Source organism: Streptosporangium sp. NPDC003464, from assembly GCF_053588315.1.
Map to the genome: position 1 here is coordinate 50,761 of NZ_JBSFPS010000016.1, position 11,907 is coordinate 62,667.

7 protein-coding genes and 1 pseudogene are annotated in these 11,907 nt (G+C 71.6%); 4 read left to right on the top strand and 4 right to left on the bottom strand.

Annotated features, from left to right (window positions below):
• Positions 1-72: 72 nt before the first annotated feature.
• Positions 73-435, bottom strand: a complete 363-nt coding sequence (locus tag ACWDS7_RS06300) for a MerR family transcriptional regulator (protein ID WP_451928361.1) — start codon at positions 433-435, stop codon at positions 73-75.
• Positions 436-573: 138 nt separating this feature from the next.
• Here ACWDS7_RS06300 and ACWDS7_RS06305 point away from each other — a divergent pair, with 138 nt between their 5' ends.
• Positions 574-1,962 (top strand): MFS transporter, encoded by a 1,389-nt coding sequence (locus ACWDS7_RS06305; RefSeq protein ID WP_451928362.1) that lies wholly within the window; start codon positions 574-576, stop codon positions 1,960-1,962.
• A 54-nt stretch (positions 1,963-2,016) separates the two neighbouring features.
• Here the strand turns inward: ACWDS7_RS06305 and dnaE are convergent, their stop codons facing one another.
• On the bottom strand, positions 2,017-5,538 hold the full coding sequence (gene dnaE, locus ACWDS7_RS06310; RefSeq protein WP_451928363.1) for a DNA polymerase III subunit alpha: 3,522 nt from the start codon (positions 5,536-5,538) through the stop codon (positions 2,017-2,019).
• Between the two features lie 184 nt (positions 5,539-5,722).
• On the opposite strand from dnaE, the gene ACWDS7_RS06315 reads away from it, so the two are divergent.
• The gene (locus tag ACWDS7_RS06315; RefSeq protein WP_451928364.1) at positions 5,723-7,099 is read left to right on the top strand and encodes an amino acid permease; all 1,377 of its coding nucleotides are present in this window, start codon (positions 5,723-5,725) and stop codon (positions 7,097-7,099) included.
• A gap of 73 nt (positions 7,100-7,172) precedes the next feature.
• Here the strand turns inward: ACWDS7_RS06315 and ACWDS7_RS06320 are convergent, their stop codons facing one another.
• Both ACWDS7_RS06320 and ACWDS7_RS06325 read right to left on the bottom strand, forming a co-directional pair.
• Complete coding sequence (locus ACWDS7_RS06320; protein WP_306858564.1) at positions 7,173-7,481, bottom strand: chorismate mutase; 309 nt, start codon at positions 7,479-7,481, stop codon at positions 7,173-7,175.
• Between the two features lie 123 nt (positions 7,482-7,604).
• A pseudogene (locus tag ACWDS7_RS06325) lies at positions 7,605-8,105 on the bottom strand (hypothetical protein); the annotation flags it as partial.
• A gap of 315 nt (positions 8,106-8,420) precedes the next feature.
• On the opposite strand from ACWDS7_RS06325, the gene ACWDS7_RS06330 reads away from it, so the two are divergent.
• Positions 8,421-10,448 carry a serine/threonine-protein kinase gene (locus ACWDS7_RS06330; RefSeq protein WP_451928365.1) on the top strand — a complete coding sequence of 676 codons (2,028 nt, stop codon included), beginning with the start codon at positions 8,421-8,423 and terminating at the stop codon, positions 10,446-10,448.
• A 49-nt stretch (positions 10,449-10,497) separates the two neighbouring features.
• Positions 10,498-11,907, top strand: a 1,410-nt coding sequence (locus ACWDS7_RS06335; protein WP_451928366.1) for a protein kinase domain-containing protein, incomplete at its 3' end; no start/stop codon positions are given.

The following is an 11,907-nucleotide window of genomic DNA, read 5'->3' on the forward strand; positions in this document are numbered from 1 at the left end:
ACTTGTCTCCAGCCGGCCCCCGGGAAGACCCCCGCCGGAAACGCGCCCCGCGGACGCCCGGACGGGTGGCGCTCAGCCCTCGGCGCGCACGGCCTCGAGGTAGGCGGTGATGGCGTCGCGGTTCCTGGCCAGGCAGGCGATGCGCTCGTCCATGCGGTCACGCTCCCGCTCCAGGAGCGCGAGCAGCTCGGGCGTGGCGTCCGAGAACAGGATCGTGCACGGCCTGTCCAGGAACGGCAGGATCTGGCGGATGACCCGGGTGGGCAGGCCGACCTCGAGCAGGCCGCGGATCTGCTGGACCCGGTCGACCAGGCACTCGCCGTAGTCCCGGTAGCCGTTGTCCCGCCGGGCCGGGGTGATGAGCCCCTGCTCCTCGTAGTAGCGCAGGAGCCTCGTCGGGGTGCCGGTACGGCGGGAGAGCTCGCCGATGCGCATGTGACCACTCTCGATTCCGGTCCTGGACGCCGGGACTTGACCTTCACATCAGTGTGAAGCTTGATGATCCCGTCATGACGTGCGAGACACCGTGCTCCCGTGTCGACGACAGTCCGTGCATCCATGACAGGAACTCCCGTGAACAACGCGCCGACCTCCACCGATCCGGCGACGGTCCGCAGCCCGGCGGCCCTCGCCGTGCTCTCGGTGGCGCAATTCCTCATCGCCCTCGACTACTCGATCGTCTATGTCGCCCTGCCCAGCCTCGCCCGTGACCTGCACCTCACCCCGGCCGTCGCCCAGTGGGTGGTCAGCGCCTACGCGGTCCTGTTCGCCGGGTTCCTGATGGTCGGGGGCCGCCTCACCGACCGGGTGGGGGCCAGGCGGCTCCTCATCGTCGCGGTCACCCTCTTCGGCGCCGCGAGCGTCGTCGGCGGCGCGGCCCAGGACGGGACGGCCCTGCTGCTCGCACGCGGCGCGCAGGGGTTCTGCACGGCGCTGCTGCAGCCGGCCGTGCTCGGTCTCATCGGGACGACCTTCCCGGCGGGGCCGTCCCGGAGCAGGGCCCTGGCGATATGGGGCGCGGTCGGCGCGTCGGGGCTCGCCGTCGGCGTCGTCCTCGGCGGCCTGCTCACCACGGTGTCGTGGCGGCTGACGTTCTTCATCAACGTCCCGCTGACGCTGCTGTGCGCACTGGGGGCGGCCAGGTGGTTCGGCCGGGCCCACGACCGGGACCGCACGGACCGGATCCCGGTGCTCGCCTCCGTCCTCGGCACCGGCGCCATGCTCTGCCTGGTCGTGGGACTCACCCTCAGCGCCGACCAGGGCTGGGACTCGGCGCCGGCGCTCGTCTCGCTCGGCCTCGCCCTGCTGCTGTCCCTCGGGTTCGCGCTGAACGAGAACAGGCCGCGGGGCGTCCTGATCGAGCCGGTCCTGCGGCGGACCCGATCGCTCCGGACGGGGGCGGCGGCGACCGCGCTCTACATGGCGAGCGTGGGCTCGGAGTTCTACCTCGTGACCCTTCTCCTGCAGTCCACGAAGGGCTACCCGCCGTTGCAGGCGGGACTCGCCTTCCTGCCGCTCGCCGTCATGGTCACCGTCGGGAGCATGGCGGCCGGCCGCGCGGTCCGGAGGTTCAGCGCTCCGGCCGTGCTCGCCGGCGGATTCGGCACGGCCGCCGCCGGTCTCGGCTGGCTCTCCTTCGCCCTGCACGGAGACTCCTACGTCGCCGACCTGCTCGGCGGGCTGATCGCCAGCGGCTTCGGGCACGGGGTCATCTACACCTCGATGTTCGTCATCGGCACCCGGGACGTGCCTTCCGAGCACCAGGGCACCGCCGGAGCGCTGCTGACGACCTCCCAGTATCTCTCGGCGGCCGTCACGGTCGCCGTCCTCACGCTCGTGCTCGGCGCGTCGCCGGACGACGGGAGCTTCCGGGCGGCTTTCCTGATCACCACCGCGGCCGCGGCGGCCGGGGCCGTACTGGCAGCGGTACGGCGCCGCCGGCTCGCGCCCGCCGGGCGGTGAGGGAGACCGGTCGCGGCCGGTCCCCGCACCGCCCGGGGCGGCCGGTCTCCGGGCTCAGGCCCCCAGGCAGGCGGGGCCCAGCAGCTGCTTCAGGTCGCCCATCAGCGCCGGGGAGGGCGCCACGCGCAGGCGGTCGTCCAGCCGGACGACGGTGGTCTTCGGGCCGTTGTGGACCTGGAGGTGGACCTCGGTGGTGCCGGGGTGGGCGGTCAGGACCTCCTTGAGGCGGCCGACCACCGGAGGGGTGCAGCGGGTGAGGGGGAGGCTGACCGCCAGGGGACCGCCGCTCTCGCGCGTCAGGTCGGGGGCGGTCACCTCCATGGCGATGATCTTCCCGACGTCCTCGCGCTTGTCCAGGCGGCCCTTGACGAAGACGATGGCGTCCTCGGCCAGGACCGTCGCGCAGAGCTGGTACGCCGAGGGGAAGATCATCACCTCGATGGCGCCCTCCAGGTCCTCCAGCATGGTCAGGACCCAGGTGTCGCCCTTCTTGGTGACCTTGCGCTGGACGCCGCTCAGGATGCCGCCCACCGTGACGATCTGGCCGTCGGGGCGGTTCTCGTCCTGGAGCGCGGCGACCGAGCAGTCGGCGCCGGAGGCGAGGATGTGCTCCACGCCGAAGAGCGGGTGGTCGGAGACGTAGAGGCCGAGCATCTCCCGCTCGAACTGGAGCAGGGTGGTCTTGTCCCACTCCCCGGGCGGGATCTGCACGTCGAAGGTCTGGTCCTCGGCGCCCTCGATGGCCCCGAACAGGGAGTCCTGCCCCTGCGCCTCGTTCTTCTTGATGCCGATGATGCTGTCGACGGCCTGCTCGTGGACCATCACCAGGCCCTTGCGCTCGTGCGCGAACGAGTCGAAGGCCCCCGCCTTGATCAGCGACTCGATGACCCGCTTGTTGCAGACCACCATCGGGACCTTGCGCAGGAAGTCCTTGAAGTCGGCGAAGCGGGTCTTCTCCCTGCGGGCGGCGATGATCCCGTCGACCACGTTGCCGCCGACGTTGCGGATGGCCGACAGGCCGAACCGGACGTCGCTGCCGCGCGGGGTGAAGTCGAAGTCGGAGTCGTTGACGTCCGGCGGGAGCACCTTGATGCCCATGCGCCGGCACTCGTTGAGGTAGAGGGCCGACTTGTCCTTGTCGTCCTTGACGGAGGTCAGCAGGCCGGCCATGTACTCGGCCGGGTAGTTGGCCTTGAGGTAGCCGGTCCAGTAGCAGACCAGGCCGTAGGCGGCGGTGTGGGCCTTGTTGAAGGCGTAGTCGGAGAAGGGGAGCAGGATGTCCCACAGGGCCTTGATCGCGGCGGCCGAGTAGCCGTTGTCCTTCATGCCCTGCTCGAAGAACTCGTACTGCTTGTCCAGCTCCGACTTCTTCTTCTTGCCCATCGCGCGGCGCAGCAGGTCGGCCTTGCCGAGGGAGAACCCGGCGACCTTCTGCGCGATGGCCATGACCTGCTCCTGGTAGACGATCAGACCGTAGGTCGTGTCGAGGATCTCCTTGAGCGGCTCCTCCAGCTCGGGATGGATCGGGGTGATCTCCTGCTGGCCGTTCTTGCGCATCGCGTAGTTGGTGTGGGAGTTGGCTCCCATCGGGCCCGGCCGGTAGAGCGCGAGCGCCGCCGAGATGTCCTCGAAGTTGTCGGGACGCATCAACCGCAGCAGCGAGCGCATGCCGCCGCCGTCGACCTGGAACACGCCGAGGGTGTCGCCGCGGGCCAGCAGCTCGTAGGTCTTGGCGTCGTCGAGGGGCAGTTCGAGCAGGTCGATCTTGGTGCCGGTGTTGGCCTCGATGGCGTTCAGGCAGTCGTCGATGATCGTGAGGTTGCGCAGGCCCAGGAAGTCCATCTTGAGCAGGCCGAGCGTCTCGCAGGTCGGGTAGTCGAACTGCGTGATGATCACGCCGTCGGAGTCGCGGCGCATGATCGGGATGTAGTCGGTCAGCACCTCCGAGGACATGATCACACCGGCGGCGTGCACGCCGGTCTGCCGGATCAGGCCCTCCAGGCCCCTGCCCAGGTCGATGGCCGACTTGACGTCGACGTCCTCGTCGTACAGCTTGCGCAGCTCACCGGCCTCGTTGTAGCGCGGGTGGTCCTTGTCGAAGATGCCCGACAGCGGGATGTCCTTGCCCATCACCGCGGGCGGGAACGCCTTGGAGACCTTGTCGCCCAGCGCGTACGGGTGGCCGAGGACGCGGGCGGCGTCCTTGATGGCCGCCTTCGCCTTGATGGTGCCGAAGGTGGCGATCATGGCGACCTTGTCGGCGCCGTACTTCTCGGTCACGTAGCGGATCACGTCGCCGCGCCGGCGCTCGTCGAAGTCGATGTCGACGTCGGGCATGGAGACGCGGTCGGGGTTGAGGAACCGCTCGAAGATCAGGCCGTGCGGCAGCGGGTCGAGGTCGGTGATGCCCAGCGCGTACGCCGCCAGCGAGCCGGCCGCCGAGCCACGGCCGGGACCGACCCGGATGCCGTTGTTCTTGGCCCACATGATGAAGTCGGCGACCACGAGGAAGTAGGAGGGGAACCCCATCTGCAGGATGACGTCCATCTCGAAGTCGATCTGCCTGCGGTGCTCGTCGTCGATGCCCTGGGGGAAGCGGCGCTCCATGCCCCGCTGGATCTCCTTGCGGAACCAGCTCTCCTCGGTCTCCCCCTCGGGCACCGGGAAGGTCGGCATCAGGTTCTTGAAGCCGAACATGCCGGTCGGGTCGACCTTCTCGGCGACCAGCAGCGTGTTGCGGCAGCCCTCGGCCCACAGGTCGGAGGAGTCGACCGCGCGCATCTCGTCGGCGGTCTTGATGTAGTAGCCGCTGCCGTCGAAGCGGAACCGGTCGGGGTCGGACAGCTGCTTGCCGGTCTGGATGCACAGCAGCGCGTCGTGGGAGGTCGCGTCCGACTCGTAGGTGTAGTGGGAGTCGTTGGTGACCAGCGGCGGGATGTTCAGCTCCCGGGAGATGCGGGTCAGGCCGTCGCGGACCCGGCGCTCGATGTCGAGCCCGTGGTCCATGATCTCCAGGTAGTAGTTGTCCTTGCCGAACAGCTCCTGGAACTTCGCCGCCGCCGCCAGCGCCTCGTCGTACTGGCCCAGGCGCAGCCGGGTCTGCACCTCGCCCGACGGGCAGCCGGTCGTGGCCATCAGCCCCTCGGCGTGCTCGGCGAGGGTCTCGGCGTCCATCCGGGCCCACTTGCGCACGAAGCCCTCGGTGTAGGCGCGCGAGGAGAGCTTCATCAGGTTGCTCAGACCCTTGGCGTTCTTCGCCCAGATCGTCATGTGGGTGTAGTAGCCACCCGCCGACACGTCGTCCCGCTTCTGGTGCGGCTCGCCCCACAGCACCGGCTTCTTCTGGTGCCGGGAGGCGGGGGCGACGTAGGCCTCGATGCCGATGACCGGCTTGATCCCGGCCCCGGTGGCCTGCTTGTAGAAGTCGTAGGCGCCGTGCATGTTGCCGTGGTCGGTGATCGCGATGGCGGGCATGCCCAGGTCGCCGACCTGTTTGAACATCTGCTTCAGGCGAGCGGCCCCATCGAGCATGGAGTACTCGGTGTGAACGTGAAGATGCACAAACGAGTCGGACATGCGGCCTCGTTCCTCCCCCTAGTCGCGTGTCGGCGTGGGAAGCCTACGCGTGTTTGCCCCCCGCTGTGGCCCCCCGCGGCCCCACACTTCGCCACCTTTCGCAGCGCCCGCCGTCGAGCACTCAGAGTGGCGATCGGCTACTTTGGGTAATGATGTTTCCGGGGCGGGCATACGGGGGGAACGCGTGAAGACCGACGAGGGCTACAGCCACGCGCTCGGCAACCGCCAGGTGCAGATGATCGCGATCGGCGGCGCGATCGGCGTCGGGCTGTTCCTCGGGGCCGGCGGACGGCTCCAGGCCGCCGGTCCGGCGCTGGTGCTGTCGTACGCGGCCGCCGGGCTCGCGGCCTTCTTCGTCATGCGGGCCCTCGGCGAGCTGGTCCTCTACAAGCCGACCTCGGGCTCATTCGTAGACTACGCCGCCGACTTCGTCGGACCGTGGGCGGCCTTCGCCAGCGGCTGGATGTACTGGATCAACTGGGCCTTCACCGGCATCGCCGAGCTGACCGCGATCTCCATCTACGTGCACCTGTGGGCCCCGCAGTTCCCCCGATGGCTCACCGCCCTCATCGCGCTGGCGTTCGTGCTGACCGTCAACCTGCTGTCGGTGCGCCTGTTCGGCGAGCTGGAGTTCTGGTTCGCGCTGCTCAAGGTCCTGGCGATCTGCGCGTTCCTGGTGACCGGGCTGGTGCTGGTGATCTTCGGGATGGGCCTGGGCGGCAGCACCGCGGGGGTGGGCAACCTCGCCGCCCACGGCGGCTTCGCCCCCAACGGGTTCCCGGTGGTGCTGATGAGCCTCCAGTCGGTGATCTTCGCCTACTCCTCGATCGAGCTGGTCGGCATCGCCGCGGGCGAGACGAAGAACGCCAGGGAGGTCCTGCCCAGGGCGATCAACGGCGTGATCTGGCGGATCATGATCTTCTACGTCGGCTCCGTCCTGCTGCTGGCGATGGTCCTGCCGTGGACCGCCTACGGCCCGGCCCAGTCCCCGTTCGTGACGGTCTTCGCCGCGCTCGGCGTCCCCTGGGCCGCCGACGCCATGAACCTGATCGTCATCACCGCGGCCCTGTCGTCGTGCAACTCCGGCCTCTACTCCACCGGCCGGATCCTGCGCGCCATGGCCGTCAAGGGCGAGGCCCCCGCCTTCGCCGGGCTGCTCAGCTCCCGCCAGGTCCCCTACGGCGGCATCCTCCTCACGGCCGCGGTGTTCGTCGCCGGGGTGGTCCTCTACTACTACGTCCCGGAGCGGGCCTTCAACATCGCCACCGCGATCGCCTCCCTGGGCGTGATCACCACCTGGGGCACCCTGGTCTTCTGCCAGATCCGGCTGCGCCGCGCCGCCGAGCAGGGCCTGCTCGAACGCCCCGCCTTCCGGATGCCGGGCGCGCCGTACACCGGCTGGTCCACCCTGGCCTTCCTCGCGCTGGTGGTGCTGCTCATGCCGTTCGCCGACGCCGACCAGCGCATCGCCTTCTTCTGCATCCCGCTGCTGGCCGCCGCCATCGCGACGGGCTGGCGGATCGTCGACTCACGCCGCGGCACCGAGATGCTCTTCGACTGACGGCGTCCGGGCGCGCCGTGGTGCGGGCGCCCGGCACCGCGCGGCCGCCGTCCGGCCCGCGGCGGGCACGGGGTCAGTCCTGACCGGCCGCCCTGCGCTCCTCGGCCAGGTGCAGCCCCGCCTCGATCACGGCGTTCATGATGGGCGCCAGCCGCGCCTCGCCCAGGGTGGGGGCGCGGCGGGCCATCTCGGCGACCAGGCGGCGCTCGCGGTCCATGTCACGGCCGGCGAAACCGCCGACGGGCTTGAGGCTCTGGATGACCCCGGCGAGCTCGGCGCGGCGTTCGAGCAGGACGGCCAGGGCCGCGTCGACACGGTCGACGGCGCCCCGGGCGGCCAGGACGGAGTCGGGGGTCTCGCGGCGGGTGAGCGCGCCGACGATCCGCACGGCCTCCTGGGCGGCGAGGACGGCCCGCTCGGCGGCGTCGGGGGCCAGGAGCAGGCCGTCGGCCCCGGCGGCGACCGCCGCGGCGGCCAGCGCGGGATCCCCGCCGAGGTCGGCCAGCACGGGGCGGCCGGACCGCTCCCGGGCGGCGCGCATCAGGGTCAGGTCGAGGGTCACCCCGGCCAGGTGCGTGCGGCTGCCGCTCTCGCAGAGCACGACCCGGTCGTTGCCCTCGGCCACGCAGTAGTCGGCGATGGCCAGCCACTCCTCCAGGGTCGCGGCCGGGCCGCGCTGGACGACCACGGGCAGGCCCAGCCGGGCGACCGCGCGGACGAGCCGGAAGTCCTGCATCCAGGCCGCGCCGACCACCACGCCGTCGGCGTCGGCGAGGATCTCCGGCAGGTCTTCCGCCGAGAACGGCTCCACCAGGATCGGCCCGGCCCACTCGGCGCGGACCGCCGCCACGGCCTCGGCCGCCGGCACCCGTCCGTGGTGGTCGCGCAGGCTGATCCAGCGGGCGTCCGCCCCCGGGCCGCCGACCACCACGGCCGGTCCGGCCCCCACCGTGAGCGTCCCCAGCTTCACGGCTCCGCGCTCCAGGTGTGCGGTCAACAACGACATCTCGGCTCCTCATGCTCAGCCGGCGCACATCCGCGAGCCGGCGAATCGTAAGAAACAAAAAAGGCAGAGAACGTGTCTCTGCCTCGTGCCGGCTCCGGGTGGTCGCTAGATCACACTGTCACGACCGGCCCTCCGGAGCCGGCTCGATAAACGCGAAATAGCAAGTCATGGGATCGACGATAGGCCATCTCCCCACCGGGCGCCACCTGTTGGACAGCACGTCTCGAATCGTGGACACCCGGGTCTCGCGAGAGTCGATCACCCTTCCCGGCCTATGAGAGTATTCGGGGGTTTAGAAAGGGGTAGGTGCGGTTGATGGCCGAAGCACAGTCTTCTGAGGGACGTCGCATTGCCGCCCGCTACCACCTGCGCGAGCCCATCGGCCGGGGTGGCATGGGCATCGTCTGGCGGGCCCACGACGAGCTCCTCGACCGGGAGGTCGCGGTCAAGGAGGTCCGCTACGCCGACATGCTCGGCGAGGACAACCAGGAAGACTTCAACCGGCGCACCAAGCGCGAGGCGCGGGCCGCCGGCCGGCTGACGCACCCGAACGTGGTGGTCGTCCACGACGTGGTCGAGGAGGACGGGCGCCCCTGGATCGTCATGCAGCTCGTGGAGTCCCGCTCGCTCGGCAAGGTCCTGCGCCAGGACGGGCCGCTGCGGCCCGAGCGGGTCGCCGAGATCGGGCTCCAGGTGCTGGAGGCGCTGCGCGCCGCGCACGCGCAGGGGGTGCTGCACCGGGACGTCAAGCCGGAGAACGTGCTGCTGGCCGACGACGGCCGGGTGGTGCTGACCGACTTCGGCATCGCGACGCTGGAGGCCGAGACCGCGCTGACCATGACCGGGATCGCGGGCACGCCCGCGTTCATCCCGCCGGAGCGGATCAAGGGGGCCAGCGCGCAGCGCGAGTCGGACCTGTGGTCCCTCGGGGCGACGCTGTACGCGGCCGTGGAGGGCAAGCCGCCGCACGAGCGGGGCGGGGCGCTGCCGACCATGCACGCCGTGCTGAACGACGAGCCGGAGCCCCCGGTCCGCGCCGGACGGCTGCTGACCACGGTGCTCGACGGACTGCTGCGCAAGGACCCGGCCCAGCGCATGTCCTACGACGAGGCCGCGCGCCTGCTGCGCGAGGTGGCCGAGGGCGGCCGGCAGCGGACCCCCAAGCCCGCCGGTCCCGCCAAGACCGCCCTCATGCCGGCCGTGTCCGCCTCGGCGACGGCCGAGACCGACCCCGGGATCAGATACGAGCCCGAGGGCTTCCCCGCGACCGGGGTGAAGCTGGAGCCCGCCGTACCGGCCCCCGCCAAGGGCTCGCCGCCCGCCGCGCCGGCACCGCGCGAGCCCGCCGCGAAGGTGCGGCAGGAGCCCGCCCCCACGCCGGCCCCCGCGCCCGCCTCTACGCCGGCTCCCGAGCCCGCGCACAGGCCGGCTCCCAGGCCCGTCTCCCGGCCGGCCCCCTCGACGAGACGCGAGCCCTTCCCACCGGTACGGCCGGAACCCGCGCCCGAGCCGGTCCCCGCGCCCAGGCCCGAGCCGGTCGTGCCCGTCCCGCCAGCGCGGCAGGAGCCCGGCACCGGCCCCCGGCCCGCACCGGCCGCCACACCGATGGAGAGCTACCGCTCCACCTCGCCGACGGTCCTCTCGCGGGGCCCCCGGTCGCAGGTGAAACGGGGCCTGCTGGTGATCGTGCCCGCGGTCCTGGTCGTCGGCGCGGTCGCCGGCTGGCTGGGGATGCGCAGCCGCGAGTCGGACACCCCGCCGGCCTCGCACGCGAGCAGGCCGACCACGTCGGCGGGGACGGCCAAGGCGACCGCGGAGGCCACCCCCTCCGTCTCCGAGAGTCCCGCCCCCAGTCCCACCAAGACCGAGGAGAAGGACAAGGACAAGGACAAGGAGAAGTCGAAGCTCCCCGACGGCTGGCACATGCACAAGGACGGCAACGGCTTCTCCATCGGCCTGCCCAAGGGCTGGAAGGTGGACAAGCGGCCGGGCCAGCAGGTCTGGTTCCGCGGGTCCGACCGCAGGAGCTTCGTGTTCGTCGAATACGTCGACAAGGCCGGTCCCGACCCGAAGCAGGACTGGTACAACGGAGAGCGGGCCAGCCGGGGGAACTTCCCCGGCTACGAGCGGATCCGGATCGAGAAGGTCGACTACATGGAGAAGGCCGCCGACTGGGAGTTCACCTGGAACACGAGCTCGGGCAAGGCCCGGGTGCTCAACCGGGGGTTCGTGACCAAGGGCGGCCGGGGATACGCGATCTACTGGCACACCCCGGCCGAGGACTGGAAGAAGAACATGCACCTTTTCGAGGGATTCACCCAGACCTTCTCGTCGAAAAAGTGAGACCCGCCCCGACCGGCTACGATTCGTGGGTTTGGGAGGGGCGAGGAGAATGACCGAACGGAAGGTGGCGGGCCGGTATCGCCTGCTCGAACCCATCGGCGAGGGCGGGATGGGCGTCGTCTGGCGTGCCCACGACGAGCTTCTCGACCGGGTCGTGGCGGTCAAGGAGGTCCGCTACCGCGGGGTCGACGAGGCCGCGCGCACGGACCTGAACCGGCGGACGATCCGGGAGGCCCGGACCGCCGGGCGGCTCGACCACCCGTCCGTGATCATCGTGCACGACGTGGTCGAGGAGGAGGGCCGGCCCTGGATCGTCATGCAGATGGTCCGGTCGCGCTCACTGGGCGAGGTCGTCCGCGCGGAGGGGCCGCTGACGCCCGAGCGGGTGGCCTCGGTCGGGTTGCAGGTGCTGGGCGCCCTGCTGGCCGCCCACGCCGCCGGAGTGCTGCACCGGGACGTCAAGCCGGAGAACGTGCTGCTGGCCGACGACGGCCGGGTCGTGCTGACCGACTTCGGGATCGCCTCGATGACGCAGGAGACCGGGATCACCCGGACGGGCGCGATGGTCGGCACCCCCGCCTTCCTGCCCCCGGAACGGCTCCACGGGCTGGCGGCCACCCCCGAGTCGGACCTGTGGTCCCTCGGGGCGACGCTGTACGCGGCCCTGGAGGGGCGTCCGCCGTTCGAGCGGGCCACGGCCGCGGCGACGATGATGGCCGTCCTCCACGGCGAGCCCAGCCCCATGGCGCACAGCGGCCCCCTGGCCGTCGCCATCCTCGGCCTGATGGCCAAGGACCCCGCCACCCGGATGACCGCCGAGCAGGCCACGCCCCTGCTCACCCGCGCGGCCGCGGGCCCGGCCACCGGGCCCCGCGATCCGTCCGGCGGGGCGGCCGCGGCACCCGCCTACCCCGGCCCGGCGCCCTCCCACCCCGGCCACCCCGGCCCGTCGCCCTCCTACCCCGGCCCCTCCGGCCCGGCGTCCGCGCACGCCGACACGCCGTCCCCCTACCCCGGCCATCCCGGTTCGCCGTCCCCCTACCCCGGCCACCCCGGCTCCGTCCCCGTGCACGCCGACGCGGGGCCCCGCTCCGACCAGCCGTCCCGTCCGGCGCACCCCTTCCCTCCGGACGACCCCGCGCACCACGGCGGTCCTCCGTACGGCGCGCAGCACCCGCACGGAGGGCAGCCGCCGTATCCGGCGGGAGCGGCACCGGGCGGATGGCCGCCGCGGCACGCCGGGCAGCCGTCACGGCCGGGAGACCAGCCGCACCACCACGGAGACCCGCTGCACCACTCGGGCGACCCGGCGTGGCCGTCCCACCGGAGCGGCTCCACGCCCGCGGAGCAGCCGCCCCACCGCGGCGAGCCCACCCTCGCCGGGCACCGGCTCTGGTTTCGGCTGAGGCTTGGGCTTCCGCTTGCCTTTATCCGGATCCTGATCGTCGATATCGCTGGC

Bases quoted from the DNA above. Each gene is read 5' to 3' on its own strand.
- ACWDS7_RS06300 (WP_451928361.1), bottom strand. From the start codon at position 435: ATGCGCATCGGCGAGCTCTCCCGCCGTACCGGCACCCCGACGAGGCTC.
- dnaE (WP_451928363.1), bottom strand. From the start codon at position 5,538: ATGTCCGACTCGTTTGTGCATCTTCACGTTCACACCGAGTACTCCATG.
- ACWDS7_RS06330 (WP_451928365.1), top strand. From the start codon at position 8,421: ATGGCCGAAGCACAGTCTTCTGAGGGACGTCGCATTGCCGCCCGCTAC.